Source organism: Pseudomonas sp. 67(2021), assembly GCF_017491835.1.
Taxonomy (GTDB): Bacteria; Pseudomonadota; Gammaproteobacteria; order Pseudomonadales; family Pseudomonadaceae; genus Aquipseudomonas; species Aquipseudomonas atacamensis.
The window spans coordinates 120,087-145,515 of the sequence record NZ_JAFGYL010000014.1 but is presented as its reverse complement, the minus strand read 5'-3'; the positions used below and the strand labels follow the sequence as shown (position 1 = coordinate 145,515).

23 protein-coding genes are annotated in these 25,429 nt (G+C 62.2%); 13 read left to right on the top strand and 10 right to left on the bottom strand.

The features are described 5' to 3' along the window. Positions 1 to 149: 149 nt before the first annotated feature. Positions 150 to 1,418 carry a beta-ketoacyl-ACP synthase II gene (gene fabF, locus J5M66_RS18080; RefSeq protein WP_207807759.1) on the top strand — a complete coding sequence of 423 codons (1,269 nt, stop codon included), beginning with the start codon at positions 150 to 152 and terminating at the stop codon, positions 1,416 to 1,418. A 2-nt stretch (positions 1,419 to 1,420) separates the two neighbouring features. Here the strand turns inward: fabF and J5M66_RS18075 are convergent, their stop codons facing one another. The 3 genes from J5M66_RS18075 to eat all read right to left on the bottom strand — a co-directional run bounded on the left by J5M66_RS18075 (position 1,421) and on the right by eat (position 3,777). Beyond that, positions 1,421 to 1,978, bottom strand: coding sequence for a TetR/AcrR family transcriptional regulator (locus J5M66_RS18075; protein ID WP_122507535.1), 558 nt, complete (start codon positions 1,976 to 1,978; stop codon positions 1,421 to 1,423). A 137-nt stretch (positions 1,979 to 2,115) separates the two neighbouring features. Next, on the bottom strand, positions 2,116 to 2,283 hold the full coding sequence (locus J5M66_RS18070; RefSeq protein ID WP_016770901.1) for a DUF2897 family protein: 168 nt from the start codon (positions 2,281 to 2,283) through the stop codon (positions 2,116 to 2,118). A gap of 129 nt (positions 2,284 to 2,412) precedes the next feature. After that, positions 2,413 to 3,777, bottom strand: a complete 1,365-nt coding sequence (gene eat / locus J5M66_RS18065; RefSeq protein WP_206421769.1) for an ethanolamine permease — start codon at positions 3,775 to 3,777, stop codon at positions 2,413 to 2,415. A 399-nt stretch (positions 3,778 to 4,176) separates the two neighbouring features. On the opposite strand from eat, the gene kdpF reads away from it, so the two are divergent. From kdpF to J5M66_RS18035, 6 genes are all read left to right on the top strand, one after another. After that, the gene (gene kdpF, locus J5M66_RS18060; RefSeq protein ID WP_007899818.1) at positions 4,177 to 4,266 is read left to right on the top strand and encodes a K(+)-transporting ATPase subunit F; all 90 of its coding nucleotides are present in this window, start codon (positions 4,177 to 4,179) and stop codon (positions 4,264 to 4,266) included. Positions 4,267 to 4,274: 8 nt separating this feature from the next. Continuing rightward, positions 4,275 to 5,969, top strand: a complete 1,695-nt coding sequence (gene kdpA / locus J5M66_RS18055; RefSeq protein WP_207807758.1) for a potassium-transporting ATPase subunit KdpA — start codon at positions 4,275 to 4,277, stop codon at positions 5,967 to 5,969. Between the two features lie 10 nt (positions 5,970 to 5,979). Further along, positions 5,980 to 8,037, top strand: a complete 2,058-nt coding sequence (gene kdpB / locus J5M66_RS18050; RefSeq protein WP_130927652.1) for a potassium-transporting ATPase subunit KdpB — start codon at positions 5,980 to 5,982, stop codon at positions 8,035 to 8,037. 230 nt (positions 8,038 to 8,267) lie between these two features. Then, positions 8,268 to 8,807 carry a potassium-transporting ATPase subunit KdpC gene (gene kdpC / locus J5M66_RS18045; protein ID WP_207807757.1) on the top strand — a complete coding sequence of 180 codons (540 nt, stop codon included), beginning with the start codon at positions 8,268 to 8,270 and terminating at the stop codon, positions 8,805 to 8,807. 145 nt (positions 8,808 to 8,952) lie between these two features. Next, positions 8,953 to 11,604 carry a sensor histidine kinase KdpD gene (locus tag J5M66_RS18040; protein ID WP_207807756.1) on the top strand — a complete coding sequence of 884 codons (2,652 nt, stop codon included), beginning with the start codon at positions 8,953 to 8,955 and terminating at the stop codon, positions 11,602 to 11,604. A gap of 48 nt (positions 11,605 to 11,652) precedes the next feature. Next, a complete protein-coding gene (locus J5M66_RS18035) occupies positions 11,653 to 12,351 on the top strand; it encodes a response regulator (RefSeq protein WP_071173139.1) in 699 nt (232 codons plus the stop codon). A 124-nt stretch (positions 12,352 to 12,475) separates the two neighbouring features. Here the strand turns inward: J5M66_RS18035 and J5M66_RS18030 are convergent, their stop codons facing one another. Beyond that, complete coding sequence (locus J5M66_RS18030; protein WP_207807755.1) at positions 12,476 to 13,513, bottom strand: patatin-like phospholipase family protein; 1,038 nt, start codon at positions 13,511 to 13,513, stop codon at positions 12,476 to 12,478. A 214-nt stretch (positions 13,514 to 13,727) separates the two neighbouring features. On the opposite strand from J5M66_RS18030, the gene J5M66_RS18025 reads away from it, so the two are divergent. From J5M66_RS18025 to J5M66_RS18015, 3 genes are all read left to right on the top strand, one after another. After that, positions 13,728 to 14,006 carry a hypothetical protein gene (locus J5M66_RS18025; protein WP_016770894.1) on the top strand — a complete coding sequence of 93 codons (279 nt, stop codon included), beginning with the start codon at positions 13,728 to 13,730 and terminating at the stop codon, positions 14,004 to 14,006. 105 nt (positions 14,007 to 14,111) lie between these two features. Then, entirely contained in the window at positions 14,112 to 14,873 is a 762-nt protein-coding gene (locus J5M66_RS18020) for a CHAD domain-containing protein (protein ID WP_130888503.1), read from the top strand. 236 nt (positions 14,874 to 15,109) lie between these two features. Then, positions 15,110 to 15,904, top strand: coding sequence for an acyl-CoA thioesterase domain-containing protein (locus tag J5M66_RS18015; RefSeq protein ID WP_207807754.1), 795 nt, complete (start codon positions 15,110 to 15,112; stop codon positions 15,902 to 15,904). A gap of 1 nt (position 15,905) precedes the next feature. On the opposite strand, the gene J5M66_RS18010 is transcribed toward J5M66_RS18015, so the two are convergent. The 3 genes from J5M66_RS18010 to J5M66_RS18000 form a co-directional block, all read right to left on the bottom strand. Then, complete coding sequence (locus J5M66_RS18010; RefSeq protein ID WP_041478386.1) at positions 15,906 to 16,271, bottom strand: Mpo1-like protein; 366 nt, start codon at positions 16,269 to 16,271, stop codon at positions 15,906 to 15,908. Positions 16,272 to 16,473: 202 nt separating this feature from the next. Continuing rightward, the gene (locus J5M66_RS18005) at positions 16,474 to 17,955 is read right to left on the bottom strand and encodes a methyl-accepting chemotaxis protein (protein ID WP_207807753.1); all 1,482 of its coding nucleotides are present in this window, start codon (positions 17,953 to 17,955) and stop codon (positions 16,474 to 16,476) included. A 176-nt stretch (positions 17,956 to 18,131) separates the two neighbouring features. After that, positions 18,132 to 18,938: a TatD family hydrolase gene (locus tag J5M66_RS18000; RefSeq protein WP_122611502.1), complete on the bottom strand. Its 807-nt coding sequence runs from the start codon at positions 18,936 to 18,938 to the stop codon at positions 18,132 to 18,134. Positions 18,939 to 19,172: 234 nt separating this feature from the next. Here J5M66_RS18000 and J5M66_RS17995 point away from each other — a divergent pair, with 234 nt between their 5' ends. The 3 genes from J5M66_RS17995 to J5M66_RS17985 all read left to right on the top strand — a co-directional run bounded on the left by J5M66_RS17995 (position 19,173) and on the right by J5M66_RS17985 (position 21,700). Next, positions 19,173 to 20,594: a transglycosylase SLT domain-containing protein gene (locus tag J5M66_RS17995; protein ID WP_122507529.1), complete on the top strand. Its 1,422-nt coding sequence runs from the start codon at positions 19,173 to 19,175 to the stop codon at positions 20,592 to 20,594. Positions 20,595 to 20,707: 113 nt separating this feature from the next. Beyond that, positions 20,708 to 21,142, top strand: a complete 435-nt coding sequence (locus tag J5M66_RS17990; protein WP_016770887.1) for a DoxX family protein — start codon at positions 20,708 to 20,710, stop codon at positions 21,140 to 21,142. A gap of 249 nt (positions 21,143 to 21,391) precedes the next feature. Beyond that, on the top strand, positions 21,392 to 21,700 hold the full coding sequence (locus J5M66_RS17985; RefSeq protein WP_041478394.1) for a hypothetical protein: 309 nt from the start codon (positions 21,392 to 21,394) through the stop codon (positions 21,698 to 21,700). A gap of 6 nt (positions 21,701 to 21,706) precedes the next feature. On the opposite strand, the gene greB is transcribed toward J5M66_RS17985, so the two are convergent. From greB to J5M66_RS17970, 3 genes are read right to left on the bottom strand one after another with little or no spacing between them, the layout of a single operon-like run. Next, positions 21,707 to 22,204: a transcription elongation factor GreB gene (gene greB, locus J5M66_RS17980; RefSeq protein WP_207807752.1), complete on the bottom strand. Its 498-nt coding sequence runs from the start codon at positions 22,202 to 22,204 to the stop codon at positions 21,707 to 21,709. Between the two features lie 34 nt (positions 22,205 to 22,238). Further along, on the bottom strand, positions 22,239 to 24,743 hold the full coding sequence (locus J5M66_RS17975; protein ID WP_207807751.1) for an ABC transporter permease: 2,505 nt from the start codon (positions 24,741 to 24,743) through the stop codon (positions 22,239 to 22,241). After that, positions 24,743 to 25,426 carry an ABC transporter ATP-binding protein gene (locus J5M66_RS17970; protein WP_016770883.1) on the bottom strand — a complete coding sequence of 228 codons (684 nt, stop codon included), beginning with the start codon at positions 25,424 to 25,426 and terminating at the stop codon, positions 24,743 to 24,745. Before J5M66_RS17970 ends, J5M66_RS17975 begins: the two co-directional genes overlap by 1 nt. Positions 25,427 to 25,429: the final 3 nt, after the last annotated feature.

Below are 25,429 nucleotides of genomic sequence, written 5' to 3'. Positions count from 1 at the left end.
ATCGGGTGGATGCCTGAACGCTGAAAATTACGGGTATCATATTGCGCTTTGATTATGCCTATAATAATTTCGCCCGGGACTGATTCAGCAGTCGAATCGCAACACACCGGTGCACGTCGAATTTTGAATTGATAAGGGGTAACCACGGTATGAACCAACGTCGAGTCGTCGTCACGGGCATGGGCCTGGTTTCACCCTTGGGCAGTGATGTTGAAATTGTCTGGCAGCGTTTGCTGGCCGGTCGTTCCGGATTGCGCAATTTGCCCGATGCGGTTGTGGCTGATCTGCCGACGCGGGTCGGCGGGAGTGTGCCGACGGTGGAGGAGGATGCCGAGGCCGGGTTTGATCCGGATCGTGCGACGCCGCCCAAGGAACAGAAGAAGATGGATCGCTTCATCATGTTCGCCATGGAAGCGGCGCGGCAGGCGCTGGAGCAGGCCGGTTGGCATCCAGCGGACGCTGAAAGCCAAGAGCGCACTGCGACGATCATCGGCTCGGGTGTCGGTGGTTTCGGTGCGATTGCCGATGCGGTGCGTACCACCGACAGCCGTGGCCCTCGGCGTTTGTCGCCGTTCACCATTCCATCGTTCCTGGTCAATCTCGCGGCGGGTCATGTGTCGATCCAGCATGGCCTCAAAGGGCCGCTTGGTGCGCCAGTTACCGCGTGTGCCGCAGGTGTTCAGGCGATCGGCGATGCAGCGCGGTTGATCAGGGCGGGGGAGGCGGACATCGCCGTATGTGGCGGTGCTGAAGCTTCGATCGATCGCGTCAGTCTCGCCGGTTTCGCGGCGGCGCGGGCGCTGTCCAGCGGCTACAACGACACACCGGAAAAAGCTTCGCGTCCCTTCGACAGTGGGCGCGATGGTTTCGTGATGGGCGAGGGCGCCGGTCTATTGGTCATCGAGTCGCTGGAGCATGCTCTGGCGCGTGGGGCGAAACCGTTGGCCGAACTGGTTGGCTACGGCACCACCGCCGATGCCTACCATCTGACCGCCGGGCCGGAAGACGGCAGTGGCGCACGCCGGGCGATGCAATTGGCACTGGCTCAGGGCGGTGTGACGCCGGAGCAGGTGCAGCATCTCAACGCACATGCGACGTCGACGCCGGTCGGTGACCTGGGCGAGTTGGCGGCGATCAAGGCGTTGTTTGGCACGCAGAACAAAATCGCCGTAACGTCGACCAAATCCGCCACCGGTCACTTGCTCGGCGCGGCCGGTGGGCTGGAGGCGATTTTCACGCTGCTGGCGATTCGTGATCAGGTGGTGCCACCAACGCTCAACTTTGAAAACCCGGATCCAGCGAGCGAAGGGGTGGACATTGTCCATGGCGAGGCGCGGTCGATGGCGATCGAATATGCATTGTCCAACGGCTTCGGTTTTGGCGGGGTCAATGCGAGCGTGTTGTTCAAGCGTTGGTAGGGTTAATCGCTGGATTGCTTGAGATGTTCGCGGGTGACGTCGAGGATGCGCTGGGCGAAGTCAGCATCCGCGACGCTGCGTGACAGCAGCAGTGCACCGGCCAGGGTCGCCATGATGACAATGCTGCGATCGGCGACGTGCTCGCCTTCGAGCGCGCCCTGAATTTGTCCGAGGCGAGCATTGAGGACTTCGTCACTGGTGGGGCTTGGCTGGCCGCGCAGGCCCAGCTCGGAGGAAATGGTCAGCAGTGGGCAGCCTTCGTGGGGCGAGGTCTGATGCCACTCTGACAGGTAGGTGTCGATAAAAACTTGCAGAGGGTTTTCCTGCGCGAAGATTTCTTCGCACAGGCCCGCGACTTGCTCGCCGGCCTCTTGCAGGGCTTTTTCGACCAGTTCTTCCTTGGATTTGAAGTGCGAGTAGAAACCGCCATGGGTCAAGCCCAGGGCTTTCATCAAAGGCTGCAGGCCGGTGGCGCCGATACCGTCCTTGCGAAATCGCGCGGAAGCTTCCTTGATGATGCGTTGATGGGTCTGGGCTTTGTGATCTGGCGAGTAACGCATGTGGAGCTCTCCGCGACGATGCTGCCATCTTAACCACGGAAGATTAAATGGTGACTGTACTTCTAAAATCTAAACAGCCTGCGTGTAAGTCCGATCGTGCTGAAAAAACAAACCCCGCCATTGCGGCGGGGTTGGTATCAGCGGTCTTGTGCATCCTTGGCATCCGCTTCGGCATTGCGCTGTGCGACGCGCTTGCGTTCTTCATCGGTCAGTTCGACCTTGTTGGCGGTGTCGCGCAACATCATCAATCCGCCGACAATCGAGCCGATCGCAACGACCAGAATCAACCAGGCATACCAGGGCATAACGGCTCTCCTTAATGGCAGCTCGACGGGCGAGGACTTCGCCGTGCGATGCTGCATACCACCTTTGAGCGAAACGACTTCGCGGTGGTTCCATTCTAGGCCGCTTATGCCCGGCACACCCGAACCGTGTTACAGACCAGTCAACATGGCATCCGCCGGTGCGTCGGCGCGCAGTTGCCCGGTGAGCATGAAGTAGCAGAACCCCACCGCCATGAAGCCGAGGAAAATCAGCCCGATCAGCGTGTTGAACCACGCCATCGCCACAAGGCAAACCACCGCCAGCACCAGCGCGATCAGTGGAACCAGCGGATAGCACGGCGCGCGAAAAGTGCGTTCCAGATTCGGTTCCGATTTACGCAGTTTGAACAGGCTGAGCATGCTCATGATGTACATCACGATCGCGCCGAACACGGCCATGGTGATCATCGCTGCGGTGAGTGTCATGCCGCCGAGGTTGATCAGGCCGTCGCTGTAGATCGCCGCGATGCCGATCAGGCCGCCAGCGATGATTGCGCGGTGCGGGGTCTGGAAGCGCGACAGTTTTGCCAATGAGGCGGGCAGGTAACCGGCGCGGGCAAGGGCGAAGAATTGTCGTGAGTAGCCGAGGATGATGCCATGGAAACTGGCGACCAGGCCGAACAGGCCGATCCACACCAGCATGTGCAGCCAGCCGGAGTTGTCGCCGACCACGGTTTTCATCGCCTGCGGCAGTGGGTCGTTGATGTTGGACAAGGTGCGCCAGTCGCCGACGCCGCCCGCGAAGAACATCACGCCCATGGCCAACAGCACCAGGGTCAGGATGCCGCTGATGTAGGCTTTTGGGATCGTGCGTTTCGGGTCCTTGGCTTCTTCGGCGGCCATGGCGGCGCCTTCGATGGCGAGGAAGAACCAGATCGCGAAGGGAATCGCCGCGAACATCCCGGCAATTGCCGGCGCGCCGAAGACGTCGGAACCGGCCCAGCCATTCAGCGCGAAGTTGCTGAAGCTGAACGCCGGCGCGACCACGCCCATGAACACCAGCAACTCAGCCACCGCCAGCACGCAGACGATCAGCTCGAACGTCGCGGCCAGTTTCACCCCGAGAATGTTCAGGCCCATGAACACGATGTACGCGCCGACCGCCGCGTGTTTCGGGTTCAGCGCCGGAAATTGCACATTGAGATACGCGCCTATCGCCAAAGCAATCGCCGGCGGGGCGAAGACGAATTCGATCAGTGTGGCCAGTCCGGCGATCAATCCGCCTTTTTCGCCAAACGCGCGGCGGCTGTAGGCAAACGGCCCTCCGGCATGGGGAATCGCGGTGGTCAGTTCGGTAAAGCTGAAGATGAAGCAGGTGTACATGGTCGCGACCATGAATGAGGTCACCAGAAAACCCAGCGTACCGGCCACGCCCCAGCCGTAACTCCAGCCGAAATATTCCCCGGAAATCACCAGCCCCACGGCAATGCCCCACAGGTGCAACGTGCCCAGCGTGGGTTTGAGTTGTGTGTTCATGCGCTTGCTCCCTGAAGGATTGGAAAGCTTCGGGAAGGGCGTGTGCAGTGGGCGTGCCATCACCGTGAAACGAGTCGTAATGAGTTCAATGCTGTCGCAGGGGGGATGTTCGCAGCTGGATGGGCGTTTTTCGTGCGCCAGTTGGGTGCGATGTTGTCTGCGCCGCCGCCTTCGCGAGCAGGCTCGCTCCCACATTTTGACATGCGTTGCCCCGGTGGGAGCGAGCCTGCTCGCGAAGGCGCCAGCCCAAACACCACGAAACTCAGCCGTAAAGCCCGCATAAACCCACTCTTTACGCTTTCTTTATGACCCACGCCGCGCCTCGCTCTCGTTCCTTTACAGCCTCCTTCCAGACAATCGCTGCACACACGGCAATACGCCGTTACACGGAGATCTTCCATGAGCGTTCTGGACGGGGTGTCACTGCTGTTGGCAGTGGGGCTGTTCATTTATCTGTTGGTTGCGCTGTTGCGCGCGGACCGGAACTAGGAGCGGCTATGCACAGTTATGACTATTGGCTGATCCTCGGGTTTTTTGCGCTGGTTCTGCTGCCGGCGCCGTTCCTTGGGCGCTTCTATTACAAGGTGATGGAGGGCCAGCGCACCTGGCTGACGCCGATTCTCGGCCCGGTCGAGCGCGGTTGCTATCGCCTTGCCGGGGTCGATGCGCAGGCGGAGCAGAGCTGGCAGAAGTACACGCTGGCGCTGCTGGCGTTCAACCTTGCCGGTTTTCTGCTGCTGTTTGCGATTCTGCTGTTCCAGGATCACCTGCCGCTGAACCCGCAAAACCTGCCGGGCCAGGAATGGACCCAGGCGTTCAACACCGCGGTCAGTTTCATGACCAACACCAACTGGCAGTCCTACAGCGGTGAAGCGACCCTCAGCTACCTGAGCCAGATGGTCGGTCTCACCGTGCAGAACTTCGTCAGCGCCGCCACCGGCCTCGCCGTGCTGGTCGCGCTGTGCCGTGGCATCGGCCGTAAGTCGGCGCAGACCCTCGGCAACTTCTGGGTCGACATGACCCGCGCCACCCTCTATGGCCTGCTGCCGCTGTGCTTGCTGCTGGCGCTGTATCTGGTCTGGCAGGGCGTGCCGCAAACCTTCGCCCAGTATGTAAATGCCGTGACCCTGCAAGGCGTCGATCAGGTGATCCCGCTCGGCCCGGCCGCCAGCCAGATTGCGATCAAGCAGCTGGGCACCAACGGTGGCGGTTTCTTCGGGGTCAACTCGGCGCATCCGTTCGAGAACCCGACCGCGTGGAGCAACCTGTTCGAAGTCGCTTCGATCATTCTGATCCCGGTGGCGCTGGTGTTCACCTTCGGCCATTACGTCAAGGATCTGCGTCAGAGCCGCGCGATCATCGCCTGCATGCTGGCGCTATTCCTGATCGGCGGTGCGACATCGTTGTGGGCTGAGTATCAGCCGAATCCGACCCTGAACAACGTCGCTGTCGAGCAGACTGCGCCGCTGGAAGGCAAGGAAGCGCGCTTCGGTACCACCGCGACGGTGCTGTGGTCGGTGACCACGACTGCGGCTTCGAACGGTTCGGTCAACGGCATGCACGACAGCCTCAACCCGCTCAGCGGCATGGTCGCGCTGGTCAACATGATGGTCGGCGAAGTGATCTTCGGCGGTGTCGGCGCGGGGCTCTACGGCATGTTGCTCAACGTGCTGATCGCGGTGTTCCTCGCCGGTCTGATGATCGGTCGGACGCCGGAATACCTCGGCAAGAAACTCCAGGCCCGCGAAGTGCAGTTGCTGGTGGTGACGCTGCTGGTGATGCCCGTCGGCGTGCTGGTGCTCGGTGCCATTGCCGCCACGGTTCCCAGCGCTGCAGCAACCATCAGCAACCCCGGCGCGCATGGTTTCAGTCAGTTGCTCTATGCCTACACCTCGGCGAGCGCCAATAACGGTTCGGCATTTGGTGGCCTGGGCGCGAACACGCCGTTCCACAACCTGATGCTCGGTCTGGGCATGTTGATCGGCCGCTTCGGGTACATCCTGCCGGTGCTGGCACTGGCCGGTAGCCTGGCGATGAAGAAAAGCGCACCGGTCGGCCAGAACAGCTTTCCGACTCACGGCCCGCTGTTCGTGACCCTGTTGACCGTGACCATTTTGCTGGTGGGCGGCCTGACGTTCTTGCCGACGCTGGCGCTCGGTCCTGTCGCCGAACATTTAAGTATGGGCTTCTAAGGAATCCATCATGAATATGCCTGCAATCAAACCCGCCGCCGTCAAAGCGCCGGAACAAGCCAAAACCGCGATCTCGGCCCTGTGGCGTCCGGCGCTGGTGCAAGCCTTCGTCAAGCTCGACCCTCGGCAATTGGCGCGTTCGCCAGTGATGCTGGTGGTCGAACTGACGGCGATTTTCACCACCGTGCTGTGCTTCCTTCCGGACGCTGATGTGCCGACCTTCGTCGCCGCACAAATCGCTCTGTGGCTGTGGTTCACCGTGCTGTTCGCCAACTTCGCCGAGGCCCTGGCCGAAGGACGTGGCAAGGCTCGCGCCGACAGCCTCAAGGCCGGCAGCGAAGGCCTCAGCGCCCGTTGTCGCCAAGCCGATGGCAGCTTCAAGATCGTGCCGGCTGCCAATCTGCGCAAGGGCGACGTGGTGCGAGTCGAAGCCGGGGAAATGATCCCCGGTGACGGCGAAGTCATCGAAGGCATCGCGGCGGTCAACGAAGCGGCGATTACCGGTGAATCGGCGCCGGTGATCCGCGAGTCTGGCGGCGACCGTTCCGCCGTCACCGGTAACACGCGGCTGGTGTCCGACTGGCTACTGGTGAAGATCACCACCAACCCTGGTGAATCGACCCTCGACCGCATGATCGCCCTGGTCGAAGGCGCCAAGCGTCAGAAGACCCCGAACGAAGTCGCGCTGGATATTCTGCTGATCGGCCTGACCCTGATCTTTCTGCTGGTGGTCGTCACCCTGCAACCGTTCGCGCATTTCGCCAATGGCAGCCTGCCGCTGGTGTTCCTCGTGGCGTTATTGGTCACGCTGATCCCGACCACCATTGGCGGTCTGCTGTCGGCCATCGGTATCGCCGGGATGGATCGTCTGGTGCGCCTGAATGTGATCGCCAAGTCCGGTCGCGCGGTGGAGGCGGCGGGCGACGTGCACGTGCTGTTGCTCGACAAGACCGGCACCATCACCTTCGGCAACCGTCGTTGCAGCGCGGTGTATGCCGCGCCGGGAGTGACCGGCCGTGAGCTGGCCGAAGGCGCGTTGTTCGCCTCGCTGGCCGACGAAACCGCTGAAGGCAAGTCGATCGTCGAGTTCCTCCGTGGCCTGCATCCACAACCGGAGCCGGCCCCGGAAACCCTGACCGCCGTGCCGTTCAGCGCGGAAACCCGCTTGTCCGGCGTCGATTATCAGGGCCGCGTGTATCGCAAAGGTGCGGTGGATTCGCTGCTGGCGTTTCTCGGTCAGCAGCGCACCGATCTGGCCCCGGCGCTGGCGCGCGAGATCGACAAGATTGCCCAAAGTGGCGGCACGCCGTTGCTGGTCTGCGCTGACGGCAAATTGCTTGGTGCGATCCATCTCAAGGACGTGGTCAAACCAGGCATCCGCGAGCGTTTTGCCGAGTTGCGCAAACTGGGGATTCGCACGGTGATGGTCACCGGCGACAACCCGCTGACCGCTGCTGCGATCGCCGCTGAAGCAGGCGTCGATGATGTGCTCGCCGAAGCCACGCCGGAGAAAAAACTCGCGCGGATCCGTCACGAGCAGAACGACGGTCGCCTGGTCGCCATGTGCGGCGACGGTGCCAACGACGCCCCGGCGCTGGCCCAGGCCGACGTCGGCATGGCGATGAACGATGGCACGCAAGCGGCACGTGAAGCGGCGAACATGGTCGACCTCGACAGCGACCCGACCAAGCTGCTCGACGTGGTGCAGATCGGCAAGGAATTGCTGGTGACCCGTGGCGCGCTGACGACCTTTTCCATCGCCAACGACATCGCCAAATACTTCGCGATTCTGCCGGCGCTGTTCGCCTCGATTTACCCGCAGCTGGGCGTGCTGAACATCATGCATCTGAGCAGTCCGCAGAGCGCGATTCTCTCGGCCATTGTGTTCAACGCGCTGATCATTGTTGTGCTGATTCCACTGGCATTGCGCGGCGTGCGGGTGCAGGCGGCGAGTGCGGCGGCGTTGCTGCGGCGCAATCTACTGATCTATGGCGTCGGCGGGATTGTCGTGCCGTTCGTGGGGATCAAGGTGATCGACATGCTGCTTACGGCGTTGCATCTGGTGTGAGGCTGAAAAGAGCCCCTCACCCTAGCCCTCTCCCGGGGGGAGAGGGGACTGACCGAGGTGTTTGTGCGAGGTTCGCCGACCTGAAATTCCGAGCCGAACTCAGGTCTTGAACAGCATGAAGATCGGCTCCCTTTCTCCCTCGCCCCCTTGGGGGAGAGGGCTGGGGTGAGGGGGAAAAGATCTCCCTGACACCCGGCAAAAGTTTGTCCAACGAATTCGAGGATCTTGAAATGTCCACAATGATACGCCCGGCCCTGACCCTGTTGGCGCTGATGACCCTGATCACCGGCGTCGCCTATCCACTCGCGGTTACCGGCATCGCCCAAGTCGCTTTCCCGGCTCAGGCCAATGGCAGCCTGATCCACGACGCTGACGGCAAAGTCCGAGGCTCGGCGCTGATTGCTCAGGATTTCAGCGGCGACAACTGGTTCCACCCACGCCCGTCCGCCGGGGCTTATGCCACGGTCGCCAGTGGCGCGAGTAACCTTGCACCGAGCAATCCGGCCCTCGCGACCCGCGTAATCGAAGACGCGCAAAAACAACAAGTCGCTGGGCCGGTGCCATTGGCTTTGCTGACCACCTCCGCAAGCGGCCTCGATCCGCACTTGCCACCGGCGGCAATTGCCTATCAACTGGCGCGTGTCGCGGCGGCGCGCAACCTGCCGGTGTCGACCTTGCAGCAATTGCTCGATAAGCACATCGAACAGCCGCTGGTGGGTCCGCCGGTGGTGAATGTGCTGGAGCTGAACCTGGCACTGCAAAACCTGTAATTCAGTTGATACCGATCGTTCCCACGCTCTGCGTGGGAATGCATCAATAGACGCTCTGCGTCTGCTTTTATGGGACGCAGAGCGTCCCGGACTGCATTCCCACGCAGAGCGTCGGAACGATCATTCGTAAGAGAGAACATCAAGCATGAGCGACTCCGGCCGCGCCGACGCATTGTTAGCAGACCTGCCCCGCGATGGCCGTGGCCGGCTCAAGGTTTTCCTCGGCGCAGCCCCCGGGGTCGGCAAGACCTACGCCATGCTCCAGGCGGCGCACACGCAACTGCGCCAAGGCGTGAAGGTCATCGCCGGCGTGGTCGAAACCCATGGCCGCGCCGAAACCGAAGCCTTGCTCGGCGGCCTGCCGCAGCAGCCGTTGGTGCGCAGCGAATACCGTGGCGTGCTGCTTGAGGAAATGGACCTCGACGGCATTCTCGCGGCCAAGCCGAAGCTTGTGCTGGTGGATGAACTGGCCCACAGCAACGCCCCCGGCAGCCGTCACGCCAAGCGCTGGCAAGACATTCAGGAACTGCTCGCCGCCGGCATCGACGTATTCACCACGGTCAACGTCCAGCACCTGGAAAGCCTCAATGATCAGGTGCGCGGCATCACTGGCGTGCAGGTGCGCGAAACCCTGCCGGACTGGGTCTTGCAGGAGGCGTTCGAACTGCTGCTGATCGACTTGCCGCCGCGTGAATTGCTCGAGCGTCTGCGCGAAGGCAAGGTCTACGTGCCGGAACAGGCCCGCGCTGCGATCGACGCTTTTTTCACCCAGACCAATCTCACCGCCCTGCGTGAACTGGCGATGCAGACCGCTGCCGCGCAGGTCGACAACGATCTCGCCCAAGGCTATCGCCAACTCGGTCAGGCCGCGCCGGCGGTGCGCGGGCGTTTGCTGGTCGGTATTGATGGCGATGCGCAGGCCGAACGGCTGGTGCGTCACGCCAGCCGCGTCGCCCAGCGCCGGCATCTGCCGTGGAGTCTGGTGCATGTCGACAACGGCAGTGCCCGTGACGAGCAATCGCGGTTGCGCCTGCAAAGCGCCCAGCAACTGGCCGAACGCCTTGGTGGCGAAGTGGTGCTGTTGCGGGCCGGCGAAGTGGCGAAAACCCTGATTCAACACGCCGCCGAGCGCCGCGCCAGTCTGTTGCTGGTCGGCCAGTCGCGGCCGCGCTTGCGCCGTAGACTGTTCGGCGGTGGCCTGGCGGCGCGCCTGCTGCGTCAGGCGCACGGTCTGGAAATCAACGTGCTCGACAGTGACCACGAGCAGCACCAACCGCGCCCGCGTAATTCAGTCACGCTGGTGTGGTTCGACTATGCGCTGGCGCTGGTCGCGACGTTGTTGGCCACGGCCCTGGCCTGGGCGGTGTCGAGTGTGTTGCCGCTGCCGAACATCTCGCTGGTGTTTCTCGCGGCGGTGTTGCTGGTGGCGGTGCGCAGTAGCCTCGGCCCGGCGCTGGCCTGTGCGGCGTTGTCGTTTCTCACCTACGATTTTCTATTCATCCCGCCGAATTTCTCGTTCAGCATTCAGCGCGAAGAAGACGTGCTGACGCTGCTGTTCTTCCTGTTGATGGCGGCGCTCACCGGCAACCTTGCGGCGCGTCAGCGGCGGCAGTTGCAGGCTTTGCGCGATACCCAGGAAGAAACCAGCGAACTGCTCGACCTGTCGCGCAAACTCACCGCCGCGACCGACCGCCAGGCCGTGATCAGCGCCGCCGCGCAGCACCTCGAAGGCTGGAGCGATGTGCAATTGTGCTTGCTCAACCGCGACGGCCAGGGCGGCTGGAAAGTCGAAACCGGCGGGCCGCAGCAATTTACCGAGGCCGAACGCGCCGCCGCCGATTGGGCCTGGCAACACGATCAACCGGCGGGCAAGGGCACCGGCACCTTGCCGCTGGGCCGTTGGTGGTGGTGGCCGTTGTCGGTCGAGGACGGGCCGCTGGCGTTGCTCGGCGTTTGCGCCAAGGAAGGCCAGAGCTTGAGCGGTCAGCGCCGGCGCTTGCTCACTGCGCTGAGCCAGCCGCTGGCGCAAGCCCTGGCCCGCGCGCAATTGGCCGATGACCTCGAAGCGGCGCGTCTGCACGGCGAAACCGAACAGTTGCGCAGCGCTTTGCTGGCCTCGGTGTCCCACGATTTGCGCACGCCGCTGACGGCCATGCGCGGCAGCATCGACAGCCTGTTGGCCCTCGGCGAAGCGATCCCGCTGGAGGATCGCCGCGAGCTTCTTGAAGGCACCCGCGATGAGGCCGAACGCCTCGACCGCTACATTCAGAACCTGCTCGACATGACCCGCCTCGGCCACGGCGCCTTGAAGCTGGCGCGCGACTGGGTATCGCCAGCCGATATCGTCGGCAGTTCGCTCAATCGCCTGCGCGCCGTGCTGGCGCCGCTGCAGGTCAGCACCGAAGTGCCGGCCGAGTTGCCGTTGCTCTATGTGCACGCGGCGCTGATCGAGCAGGCGCTGGTTAACGTGCTGGAGAACGCCGCGCGATTTTCGCCCAGCCATGGTCGCCTGCAACTGCGCGCCGGTGCCGATGAGCAGGAGATTTTCTTTTCGGTCAGCGATGAAGGCCCGGGGATCCCTGAAGAGGACCGAGCGAAGATTTTCGACATGTTCTACACCGCCGCGCGCGGTGATCGCGGCGGGCAGGGCACGGGGTTGGGGCTGGCGATCTGTCAAGGCATGGTCGGCGCGCACGGCGGGCGTATTTCCGTGGCTGACGGCATCGACGGGCGCGGCACCTGCATCACCTTGCACCTGCCGTTGCAGGCGCAGCCGGGGATGGACGGTGAAGCTTGAAGTCGACTGCGCTACTCTCTTGCCAATCTATTGTGTTGATGTGAATTCATGAGCCAGACCGCGACCATTTTGGTCATCGACGACGAACCGCAGATTCGCAAATTCCTGCGCATCAGCCTCGCTTCACAAGGCTACAAAGTGCTCGAAGCCGGCACCGGCGCTGAAGGCCTGGCACAAGCCGCGCTGAGCAAACCGGACCTGGTGGTGCTTGATCTCGGCCTGCCGGACATGGACGGTCAGCAGGTCCTGCGCGAACTGCGCGAGTGGGCGACCACGCCGGTGCTGGTGCTGTCGGTGCGTGCCAGTGAAGGGCAGAAGGTCGAAGCGCTGGATGGCGGCGCCAATGACTACGTGACCAAGCCGTTCGGCATTCAGGAATTTCTCGCCCGAGTCCGCGCGTTGTTGCGTCAGGCCCCGGCGGGGGAGGCGCAGCCGGCGGCGCTGAGTTTCGGCCCTCTGACCGTGGATCTGGCCTATCGGCGCGTGCTGCTCGATGGCGCCGAAGTCGCCCTGACCCGCAAGGAATACGCCGTGCTCGCGCAACTGGCGCGGCATCCGGGGCGGGTGATCACCCAGCAGCAATTGCTCAAGGATATCTGGGGGCCGACGCACACCGAGGACAGTCATTACCTGCGCATCGTGGTCGGGCATCTGCGGCAGAAACTGGCGGATGACCCGACCCGGCCGCGGTTTATCGTGACTGAGGCGGGGGTGGGGTATCGGTTGTTGAGTGAGAACGGCCTGTAGCTTTGTAGTGGCCGATCCGGCGCTTTCGCGAGCAAGCTCGCTCCCACATTTGGAATGCATTCCTCTGTGGGAGCGAGCTTGCTCGCGAAGAGGCAAGAATAAACACTGAAGGACTTTCAGGATTTCAACCCTGCTCCTGCTCATACCGATCCAGCGTATCACTGGCAATCTGTCTGCCCAGCGCGATCAACTCCGGCGCCTTGTAGAACTCGAAAAACCGGCACACCCGCTTCGGCACGTTGATCAGGATATCCGGCGGATACCCGGCAATCTTGTACTGCGCCAGTGAGGTCTGCATCACCTCGAAACTCTGGTTGATCAGATCCAGCAACGACGCCGGCCCGACGTTATCGATGATGAACGAGCCGGTAGCGGATTTCGGCGCGCCTTCGCGTTCCGGGGCGGAGGCCGGTTGCTGGCTTTCCGGTTCGACGCCCTCGAGCCACGGATTGATCTCCGCCGCCTCGGCGCGCAGGGCTTCCTGTTCCAGCTTCAACAATTGCTCGGCCTGTTTACGCCGGAATGGCAACTTCGAACCCATGGATTTGATCAGGCTGTCGAAGCGCGAACGGAACGCCGCTGGCCGCTCGATCACCGGCAACTTGTACTGCCGCTGATTGGTGGCGTTGAGGTTGACCGCGATGATCAGGTCGCAATGGCTCGACACCACCGGAACGATCGGCAACGGATTGAGAATGCCGCCGTCGACCAGCATGCGGTTGCCCTGCATCACCGGGGTGAACAGACTGGGAATCGCCGCCGAGGCGCGCATGGCCTGATGCAGGCAGCCTTCCTGAAACCAGATTTCCTGCTGATTGGTCAGGTCGGCGGCGACGGCGGTGTAGGGGATGCGCAGGTCTTCGATGTTGATCTCGCCGACGATCTTGCGAATCTGCCCGAAGACCTTTTCGCCGCGAATCGCGCCGAGACGGAAACTCACATCGACCAGACGCAGCACGTCGAGGTAATCAAGGCTTTCGATCCAGCGCCGGTACTCATCCAGTTTGCCGGCGGCATAGATCCCGCCGACCACCGCTCCCATCGAACAACCGGCAATGCAGGCGATGTCGTAGCCGCGTCTTTCAATTTCTTCGATAACGCCGATATGGGCATAGCCCCGGGCGCCACCTGAGCCCAGCACCAGTGCGACACGCTTTTTCATCAAACTTCCTCCCGACAAGCCTGCACAATGCACGCATCGGCCAAGCGGCTCAATCGCCAAGGTCGTTGCGCGAAGCGGTGACGTCGTTTTTCGTTCGCGGCGCACGCTTGCGCGCTATGCTCTGCGCCACGTGGTTTGACCGCTCAGCGAGGCACTTTTTCGCCGCTTGACCGTCTTACCTGCACGACTGTTGACCTACCTTGAGGTGTGAGTGATGAAAGCCTGGATCTGTGTACCGTTGATGGCTCTGGTTCTGGCCGGTTGCGCCGGCAAAACCGCGTACCGCGACAGCTGCGGCAGCCAACTCGACGCGGCCTGGCACGAACTGGACCTGGCCAAGGCTGAAGGCTTCGCCGGCACCGTCAGCTATTCCAAAGCGCTGTCGCTGCTGACCGCCGCCAAGACCCAGCAACAATTCGAAGGCTTCGAAGGCTGCAGCAAAAAAGCCGAGAAAGCCCGCTTCTACATTCGCGAATCCCGCGCAGGACGTTAAAAAAGCAGCTGCAAGTTTCAAGCTGCAAGCGGCAAGCTCAAAGCGACCCCATTCAGCTTGAAGCTTGTAGCTAGAAGCTTGCAGCTGTCTACGGAGTAGACCCCCATGATCGATCGCTTGGTGGCTCATGTTTTGAGCCTGGATGTGCGGCTGCTGGCATGTCAGGCGCGCTTGACTGCGCGCACTGATCCCGAGGCGCTGCATGATTTGCGCACTACGGTGCGGCGCTTGCGCAGTCTGTTGCGGCCGTTGCGCGGCTTGCCGGGAGTCGAGCAACTGGAGGCGGCGGCTTCGGCAGTGGGTGATCTGACCACGCCGTGGCGTGATCGCGAAGTGTTGGCGGCGTATCTGCTCGAGCATGAACAACCCGAGGCTGCGCAGCGGCGTCTGGCGCAAATGGCCGAGGCGTATCCGGCGCTGGCGGCGAGTGCGGAACTGGCTTCGCTGCTGATGATTCTCGACGCCTTTCCACGATTCTTGCGCGCGTCGCAGCGTCAGGGTCTGCTCAAGGATCTGGATAAACGCATTGAAAAACGCTTGGGCAAACAATGGCAGAAGCTCGATGCGGCGCTGCACGATCCCGCCCATGACCGCCATCGTCTGCGCCTGCTGATCAAGCGCGTACGCTATGGCATCGAAGCCTATCCCGAGCTGGATCGCTTGCCGAAACCGGCTTACAAACGCCTGAAATCGGCGCAAGGCGCACTGGGCGATTGGCACGATTGCTGGCAATGGCTGGCCCGCGCCGAGCAGGAAGCCGATCTGCAACCGTGCGTGGCCACCTGGCAGGCCGGGTTGATCAAGGCAGAGCTGAAGGCCGATCAAGTGCTGGAGAAGCTCAGCGCGACGTGTTTCAAACACTCCTGAAGATGGCTCTGTTCCCCTGTGGGAGCGAGCCTGCTCGCGAAGGGGCCGTGTCAGTCGCAATCGTTGTCGACTGATCGACCGCTTTCGCGAGCAGGCTCGCTCCCACAAGGTGATTTGTCGCTTGAAGGAATCGGGCCAAGGCCTATCTGTCAGCCCATTTGACCGGAATAGACGCTGCGCCGCCGCCCGGGGCTGGGTAAGATCCGCGCATTCCTTTCTCTTTTTCCGAGGTTGCCATGCGCTTTTGCGATCTGCTCGATGCTGTCCGCCAACAACCTGACGTAACCATCCCCGCCGAATGGGGGCAGGGCCGCGCCAGTTTTGGCGGGCTGGTGGCTGCGCTGCAATTTGAAGCCATGCGCGCCAGGGTGCCGACGGAGCGCCCGGTGCGTTCGCTGGCGATTACCTTTGTCGGCCCGGTCGAGCCGGAGGTGCCGGTGAGTTTCGAAGTCGATGTGCTGCGTGAAGGCAAAGCGGTCAGTCAGGTGTTGGGTCGCGCCATGCAAAATGGCCAAGTGGTGACGATCATTCAGGGCAGCTTCGGTGCCTCGCGGCCTTCGGAAGTCGCCGTCGAAGCCTACCCGGCGCCAACCATGAAACACTGGGACGAATGCCAGGAGCTGCCCTACATCAAAGGCGTGACCCCGGAATTCATGCGCCATCTGGCGATGCGCTGGAGCGTCGGCGGTATTCCGTTCTCCAACACGCCATCGCGCTTGATGGGCGGCTGGGTGCGGTTGCGTGGGGATGTCAAAGAGGAGCCGGTCAACGAGGCGCATCTGCTGGCGCTGGTGGATGCCTGGCCGCCGGCGCTTTTGCCGTATCTGAAGAAACCGGCACCGGGTAGCACGCTGACCTGGACCATCGAATTCGTGCAACCGTTACACGATTTGAGCACGCTGGACTGGTGCCAATACCTCGCCGACATCGAGTACGCAGCCGACGGCTACGGCCATGTCGCCGCGAAGTTGTGGAGTGCGAAAGGGGAGTTGATTGCCATGAGTCGGCAGACCGTGACGATCTTCGCCTGACTCAATGCCGACGGTGGCGCTCACGCCAGGCGCGCCACCAGCCACCGCTGAGAAAGAACCGCGGAAAGGTCAGAAACTGCTCGACCAGCAAACGTGACACGGCATCTTTGCGATCACTGAACGGCTCGGAGGCTTGCGCCTCCAGGCCGTGGCCGTGGCGCTGCAGACCCAGCGCCGCGACGATACCGATCACGCCGATGGCGACGCTGGCCAGGCTCAGACTGAACACTCCCGACACGATCAACAGAAACGCCACGATGAACAACGGCACGGCAATCAAGTGCAGGACCAGATTGGTCGGATGCTGATGATTGCCCGGGTAAGCGCGCCATTGCCACGCGGGAAGGTTGGGGTGACGTTTGCCCATGTTTGCTACTCCTCGATCCATGTTGAACACATGCTTGAAGAATAGGCCCGGGTGCGGAGGGCGGCGAATCAAGGTTGGCTATTGAAGTGATAGCCGTCATCGCAGGATTCGATGTAGATGCCTCTGACGCCTTCGCGAGCAGGCTCGCTCCCACATTGATTCAATGGTGCATGTGGGAGCGAGCCTGCTCGCGAAAGCGGACTCACAATTTCAACTGACCTATCGCCTTGTTCAACTCCCCGGCCAATGTAGCCAGCTCATTACTGGTCGTCGCCGAATCCACCGTCTGCTGCACGGTATTTTCAGTCACGTCACGAATACTCACCACCGCCCGGTTCATCTCCTCGGCGACCTGACTCTGCTGTTCCGCCGCCACGGCAATCTGCGTGTTGCTTTCACGCATCTGCGCCACCGCCCCGGTGATTTCCGCCAGCGCCGCGCCAGCCTCCTGCGCCTGCTGCACGCAGTCGTCGGCCTTGTACGAACTCTCCTGCATGAAATCCACCGCATCGCGGGTGCCGGCCTGCAACGCGGCGATCATGCTGGTGATCTCGTCGGTGGACGCCTGCACGCGCTTGGCGAGGTTGCGCACTTCATCGGCGACCACGGCAAAGCCGCGCCCCATCTCCCCGGCGCGGGCCGCTTCGATCGCCGCATTCAGCGCGAGCAGATTGGTCTGTTCGGCAATGCTGTGAATCACGCTGACCACGCCGTTGATCTTCTGGCTGTCCTCGGCCAGGCGTTGAATCATGTCTGCCGTCTGCTGCACGCCGCTGGACAACCCGGCAATCGATTGCTGCACCCGCGCCACCACCTGCTGACCGCTTCCAGCGAGACCATCGGCGGTTTTCGACAGATCGCGGGTGGCACCGGCGTGTTGCGCGATGTGATAAACGGTGGCGGTCATTTCGTTGATCGCGGTGGCAGCCTGGTCGGTTTCGCTTTGCTGGCCGAGCATGCCGTGGCGCACATCATTCATGCTCGATGCCAGCCGCGCTGCACCGTCGTCCAATTGTCGCGCGGTGCTGGCAACGGTGCTCACGACGCGTTGATAACCGGCCTGCATGGCGTTGAAGGCATTGGCCATCTGCCCGACTTCGTCCTTGCCCACCAGCGGCACACGAGCAGAAAGATCGCCGGTTTTTTCAACGTGCAGCATCACGTCTTTCAACGTGTTGAGCTGGCTGAGCAGAAAGCGGATCAACAGTTGCGAGGCGCCGAGCATCGCCAGCATCAGGACGAAGACCGCCAATGCATAGTTGGCGAAACGCTCGCTAAACACCTGGCTCAGGCTCGGGGTATAGGCGATGACGGCCACTTGCTCACCGTCGGCACGGCTGAACACTTCGGCGCCCATCAATGGGTTGTCGCCGAACAGTGGCATTTCATTGATGGCGTTCCAGCCGTTGCTGCCGCTGATTTCCAGCAGCGGTTGATCATTGAGACGCGGCGCTTCACCGCGCTTGAAGCTCAGCACCTGAGCGGACTTGGGCAACGGTTGCCCGGTCGGCCAGGCCTTGAGCAACTGCGCCTGCGCCTGCGCGGACACCTGCGCGGCGCGGCTACGGGCCTGTTGTTCGAGATGCACGGCGTACAAAACCAACAGCAGGGTGGTGACAAAGGCGACCGCGTTGACCGCCCAGAATTTATATTTCAGCGAGATGTTGCTAAGCCAGGCACCCATGGAGGTCTTCTCTGATAGCGGAAACAGTTTTGGCAAGGTGCCATTATTGTGCCGCTATGCAGAAAACCATTTTTTGATGCGGATCAACAGATCAAAAGATCGCAGCCTTCGGCAGCTGCTACAGAATGTACGCCGTGCCAATGTAGGAGCTGCCGAAGGCTGCGATCTTTTGCGTTTTACACCAACATCGGAAGATTAAAAAACGCCCGGGCACACGCGGTGGTATGTGCGGCCAGCGCTTCCTCGGTCTCGCCGCGATGCAACGCCACTTCGCGCAGCACTTCGCTCAGATACGCCGGCTCATTGCGGCCGTTTTTCGGCTTCGGCCGCAACGTGCGCGGCAGCAGATATGGCGCGTCGCTTTCCAGCATCAGCCGTCCCGCTTTGATCTCTTTGACCAGTGGATGCAGATGCGTGCCCCGGCGTTCGTCGCAGATCCAGCCGGTGATGCCGATGTGCAGATCCAGATCGAGGTAGCTGAACAAGGCCTTTTGCTCGCCAGTGAAGCAGTGCACCACCGCCGCCGGCAGTTGATCGCGGAAGTCCTTGAGGATCTCCAGCAGGCGCTGGCTGGCATCGCGCTCGTGCAGGAACACCGGCAATTGCAGCTCCACGGCCAGCGCCAGATGTTCTTCCAGGACCTTTTCCTGTTGCGCGCGCGGGGAGAAATCGCGGTTGAAATCCAGCCCGCATTCGCCCACCGCGACGACGCTGGATTCGTTCAACAGACTGCGCAGACGACGGGCGCTGTCAGCGTTCCAGTCGCTGGCCGAATGGGGGTGAATGCCGGCGGTGGCGAACAGCCGTTGGCCGCTTTCATCCAGTTGTTGGCACAGTTCCAGCGCCTGTTCGCTACCCTCGACGCTGGTGCCTGTCAGCACCAGTTGGCAGACGCCGGCGGCGTAGGCGCGGTCGAGCACGGCCTGGTGTTTGTCGGCGAAACTGGGGTTGGTCAGGTTGACGCCGATATCGATGAGTTGCATGGTGCTACCTCGGGCCGAAGGCCGGAAAGCATATCAGAGCTGTAGATTTATAAGAAAAGCCAAGAACTACAATGACTTATGGCTGTCTGTTGAGGCCGCGAAGAACTCCGGGGTGGCGACGATGCCATCACTGTGCCAGTCTCTCGCACTTTACCAGCGCTCAAAGCGCTCTGTTTTCGTCGGTGATGTCGTCTTTTTTGCGACGAGTCGCCCCGTATTCTTTTCGGAGAGTGGATGCATCGTCCCTCGGTTCTGCTGCTGTTGTGTGCTGCGTTGCTGCTGCCGATGACGGCGGTCGCGCGCCTGCCCGGGCCGCTGCAAGCAGTGCCGGCGAGCAAGGTTCGCGACCTCTCGGAAATCCGCAGCAGCCGCGTGTTGCGGGTTTTGGTCAATCAGAGCCGCAACAGCTCCGGCGAGGTCCAGGGCCAGGCCATCGGTGTCGAGTACCACCGACTGCGCGCGTTCGAGCAATACCTCAATGGCCATGCTCGCGACGGCCAGGAAGTCACCCTCAAGATCATTCCCAAAGCCAAGGATCAATTGCTCGGCGCTTTGCAGCGCGGCGAAGGCGACATGGTCGCTCCCGGTGAACTGCTCGATCTGCCATCGGGCTATGCAGTGGCCAGCAGTGAGCCGATTGCCAGCAACGTGCCGCTGGTGCTGGTCGGCATCAAGGGCCAGCGCCGTTACACCAAGGTCGAGCAACTGTCCGGCAAAACCCTGGCGCTGCCCACCGGTAGTGCGGCGGGGGAGGTGGTCAGTCAGCTCAACCAGAAACTGGCGCTGCACAAACTTGCGCCGATCAACATCGAATGGGTCGATCCAACGCTGGCGGTGGAGGATGTGCTGGAGATGGTTCAGGGCGGGATTTTCCACCTGACCATCGTCGAGCAACCGATTGCCGAACGCTGGGGCAAGATACTGCCGAAGCTGCGACTTGATCGGCAACTGAGCCTCGGCGAGCCGGGCGAAGAACATTGGTTCGTGCGTCGCGATGCGTCGATGTTGCGCGCGAGCATTGATCGCTTCCTCACCGGTTACAAGAGACCGTCGGACGAAGACGCCGCTTTTCTGCGCATCTATCGACGCCTGTATCAGGTGCACAATCCGCTGGCCAAGGCCGATCGCCAGCGTCTGGAAAAACTCCGTCCGACCCTGCAGAAGCACGCCGATGCGCAGAACATGGACTGGCTTAACCTGGCGGCGCTTGCGTTCAAGGAGTCGCGTCTGCAGCCCAACGCTCGCAGCGGCAGCGGTCCGACCGGGCTGATGCAGATCACCCCGTCCGCCGCGCAACGGGTCGGCGTGAGCAATATCCAGAATCTCGATGCGAATGTGCAGGCCGGCGCCAAGTACCTGGCGATGATCCGCCGCAAGTTCTTCAGCAGCCCGAAACTCAACGAGCGTGAGCGCATGGCTTTCACCCTCGCCGCGTACAACATCGGCCCCGAGCGCGTGCAGGGCATGCGCGCGGAAGCCCGCCGCCGCGGCCTCAATCCCAACCAGTGGTTCTTCCAGGTCGAGCGCATCGCCATGGAGCAGGTGGGGATGGGCGCCGTCAGCTATGTTAATAGCGTGAACAAGTATTACCTGGCATTCGACCGGGAGCGTGAGTCGCTCGAGCCCCGGCAGCAGAAAGTGGTCACACGGAAATAATCTAACAATTCGATTGTTATGGCGAAATTTTTGCGCTTTAAACATGAAATAAACTGATTAATATAGCGACCAACCCAAACACACAAACACTTCTGCACAACAAGGAATGCACCATGAGCTCTCTGATCAACAAGGTTCTGTTCACCCGCGCCGGTTACGGCCTGACTGTCCTGCGCATTGCTGTCGGCGTGATCTTCGCCGCCCACGGTTCGCAGAAACTCTTTGGTCTGTTCGGTGGTTACGGCTTGGCCGGCACCGCGCAATGGATGGAAAGCATCGGCCTGACCCCGGGCTATCTGATGGCCTCGCTGGCCGGCGGTACCGAGTTCTTCGCCGGTCTGGCGCTGATCATCGGCCTGCTGGCACGCCCGGCGGCACTCGGTCTGGCGTTCCTCTCGCTGGTGGCGATCTTCTCGGTGCACATCGGTAACGGTTTGTTCATGGCCAACAACGGTTATGAGTTTGCTCTGGCTCTGCTGGCCGGCAGCATCGCGGTACTGATCGAAGGTGCCGGCAAGCTCTCGGCGGATCGCGCCATCGCCGGTTGAAGGCTCTGGCTCAAGGCAAAGGCCCGCATTGTGCGGGCCTTTTTTTGTTGCGGGGGATTCTTGACACTGGTCGGTCACGTTCTCTAGGATGTTGCCCATGCGCCGATTTAAACAGCTACTTGCGGGGCGCCAGGTGACTTCTACAGTTACCGTCAGAAGCCGGAACAGGGCTTCGAAATACCGCTAAAGCGCTGGTTCGGTGTTGCCTCTCACCTGCCATGCAGACTTTTGAGGCAGAGACACGACACGATGAACGCACTACGCCCTCCAGCACGTCCCGCGCCGATCACGGCACATGTCACCCAACGCAACCCGAAAATCCTTCTTGGCGGCAAACACCAGCCGACGCTGTTGCGTTATCTCGATGGCTGGCCACGTCGCAGCGGCGGTCCTGCCGCGTTCCTGATCCAGTTTGTCGATGACGGCGAGTCGCTGGCGCGTTTCGCTACGGACAGCTTCGATCTGGCGGTGATTCAGGCGCCGAGCGCAGAAGATGCGCCGGAGATGATCAAGCAACTCACCCGCGTTGCACGGCAGGGCCTGATCACTCGGCGCTGATCAGTCTTACGGGTATTCAATCGCAACGATGTAAACGAACTGCTCGCCGGTCGGCGTCTGCACCCGCACTTCCGCGTCGAGTGCCTTGCCGATCAGCGCGCGGGCGAGCGGCGAGTCGATGCTGATCAAACCCTGTTTGAGGTCCAGTTCATCGGGGCCGACGATGCGGTAGCGCGACTGCTTGCCGTCCTCGTCTTCGATGGTTACCCAGGCGCCGAAGTAGGCCTTGTTCGGGTCGCTGGGTTTTTCGCTGACCACTTTGAGCGCTTCCAGGCGTTTGGTGAGAAAACGCACGCGGCTGTCGATTTCCCGCAGCATCTTCTTGCCGTAGGTGTACTCGGCGTTTTCCGAACGATCGCCCTGCGCCGCCGCTTCACTCACCGCCTGGGTGACCTGCGGGCGACGCACATGCCACAACTCGTGGAATTCGGCGCGCATCCGCGCTTCACCCTCGGGGGTGATCAGCGCGGTGCCAGCGGTGCGGGGAGGGCGATAACGGCTCATGGCGACTTCTTGTGATTAAGACCGCTTGAGTCTATCAACCCTCGCGCAACACTGTCAGCGGGCTGGCATTCAGAGCGCGACGCGTGCCGAACACACCGGCGCCACCAATCAGCGCGGCGCCAATCAGCGGCAGCACCAGCAGCCATGGATGCGGATGCCACGGCAAATCGAAGGCGAAGCGGTACAGCACCAGACTGACCACCTCCGAACCGATCGCCGCGAGCAGACCGCTGACCGCACCCAACAAACCGAATTCGATACGCCGCGCCTTGATCAGCAACTGCCGCTCGGCGCCCAGCGCGCGTAATAGCGCACCCTGGCGGATTCGTTCATCCAGCGTCGCTTGCAGACCGGAGAACAGCACGGCCATCCCCGCAGCCAGAACAAACAACAACACATATTCCACCGCCAGGGTGACCTGAGCGAGGATGCTGCGCAGCTGTTCGAGCAACGCTTCGACCTGCAGGATGGTCACCGCCGGGAAGGTCCGCGACAGCTCGACGATCTGCTGATCATGCCCCGGAGCCAGATAGAAACTGGTCAGGTAGGTCGCCGGCAGATCCTTCAGGGTACCAGGCTGGAAGATCATGAAGAAGTTCGGCTGGAAGTTGTCCCAGTTGATCTCGCGCAGGCTGGTGACCTTTGCTTCGCGATTGACCCCGCCAACGCTGAACACCATGTGATCGCCGAGTTTGAGTTTCAGGCTTTCGGCCACCTTGCCTTCCACCGAAACCCCCGGCACGTCGTCGGACGGCTGGCCGCTCCACCACGAGCCGGCGGTGAGCTTGTTGCCCGCCGGCAGATCCGCCGCCCAGGTCAGGCTCAGGTCACGCTGAATGGCGCGGTCACCGGCGGAGTCCTTGCTGACGATTTGCTGCACCGCTTCGCCATTGATGCTGATCAGTCGTCCTGGCACCACCGGATACAACGGCGCCGCTTGCGCCGACACCTTGATCAGGTGATCGGCGAAGGCCTGCTTGTCAGCCGGGAGGATATTCAGCGCGAAATAGTTCGGCGCGTTTTTCGGTAGCTGGTTTTGCCAGGTGTCGAGCAGTTCGCCGCGCAGCAGTGCGATCAGCGCCATCGACAACAGGATCAGACCGAACGCCAGCGACTGCCCGGCCGCCGCCAATGGATGCCGCAACAACTGGCCAAGGCCCAGACGCCATGGCAACGAGGCGCGGGCGAGCAGGCGGCGCAGGCTTTGCAGCAGCAACAACAGCAGGCCACCAAGCACCAGCGCGGCGACTACGCCACCGCCAAGCAGGGCGAAGGTCAGCAGCAGATCCAGACTCAGACGCCACATGATCAGGCCCAGCGCACCCAACGCCGCGCCGTACACCATCCATGTGCTCGAGGGGATCGGGAGCATGTCGCGGCGCAACACCCGCAACGGTGGCACGCGACCCAGTGCAGCCAATGGCGGCAAGGCAAAACCGGCCAGCGCCACCAGCCCGGTGCCAATCCCGGCCATCGCCGGAAACAGCCCACCCGGTGGCACGTCACTTGGCAGCAAATCATGCAGCAACGCGAACAGCCCCAGTTGCGCCAGCCAGCCGAGCAGGGCGCCACTGATGGCGGCAATCAGGCCGAGCACAGTCAGTTGCAGACTGAACAGCACCATGGTTTCCCGGCGCGACAAGCCGAGGCAGCGCAGCAAGGCACTGGCGTCGAAACGCCGGCTGGCGAAACGGTTCGCCGACAACGCCACGGCTACGCCAGCCAGCAATACCGCAACCAGACTGGCCATGTTCAGGTAGCGCTCGGCCTTGCCCAGCGCGCCGCCAATCTGTCGGTTGCCGTCGCGGGCATCCTGGATTCGCTGGTTTGCAGCGAGGCCCGGTTTGATCAATTCACGATAGGTTTCCAGCGTCTGCGGTTCACCGCGCCACAGTTCTCGATAGCTTACCCGGCTGCCCGGTTGCACCACGCCGGTGGCGGTGAGGTCGTCAAGATTGATCAGTACCCGTGGCGTCAGGCTGTAAAAGTTGCCAGCGCGATCCGGCTCGTAGGTCAGCACGCGGGTCAGCTTCAAGGTCTTCATGCCGACGTCGATGCTGTCGCCGATCTTCAGATCCAGCGCGGTCAGCAGACGCGCCTCGACCCAGGCTTCACCGGGTTGCGGTTCGCCGCCGACTTCTTCCTGGGCAAAGGGTGCGGGCGCGCTCTTCAGCTCGCCACGCAGTGGATAGGCGCGGTCGACGGCTTTGATGCTGGATAACTGAATGCCGTTGTCGGTGGCAATGACGCTGGAAAACTCCACCACTTGCGCATGATTCAGGCGCAGTTCGGTGCCGCTGCGGATTTGCTCCTCGCGGGCCGGCGAGCTGCCTTCCAGCACCAGATCGGCACCTAGAAACTCGGTAGCGCGCAGCATCATCGCGCCGTTGAGGCGGGCGCCGAAGTAGCCGATCGCGGTGCTTGCCGCGACGGCCACCACCAGCGCAAAGAACAACACGCGCAACTCTCCGGCGCGGGCATCGCGCATGAGCTGGCGCAGGGCAAGACTGAACAGACGCAACAGCGGCAGACGTGCCATCAAGGCTCCAGAGGGGCGACCAGCAGCCCGGCTTCAAGACGGATCAGGCGCCGGCAACGATGGGCCAGGCGTTCGTCGTGGGTCACCAGCACCAGGGTGGTGCCGCGTTCCTTGTTCAATTCGAACAGCAAGTCGCTGATGCGCTCGCCGGTGTGGCTGTCGAGGTTGCCGGTCGGCTCGTCGGCGAACAGCACGTCCGGTTCGGCCGCGAAGGCGCGGGCGATGGCCACGCGCTGCTGTTCACCACCGGAGAGCTGGCGCGGCGAGTGGGTCAGGCGCTGCCCGAGGCCGACGCGCTGAAGCAATTGCGTGGCGCGCTCGCGGGCATCTTTGCGGCCGTCGAGCTCAAGCGGCAGCATGACGTTCTCCAGCGCATTCAGGCTGTCGAGCAACTGAAATGACTGGAAGACAAACCCGACGTGCTCGGCACGGATTCGTGCGCGCTGGTCTTCGTCGAGATTGCTCAGGCCCTGGCCGGCGAGGGTGACTTCGCCGCTGCTCGGCAGGTCGAGGCCGGCGAGCAGGCCGAGGAGGGTGGATTTGCCGGAACCGGACGCGCCGACGATGGCCAGGCTGTCGCCCTTGTTCAGTTCCAGGCTGAGTTCGTGCAGGATAGTCAGTTCACCTTCCGCGCTAGGGACCACTTTGCTGAGGTTCTTCGCGGTGAGAATGCTTGCGCCCATGGA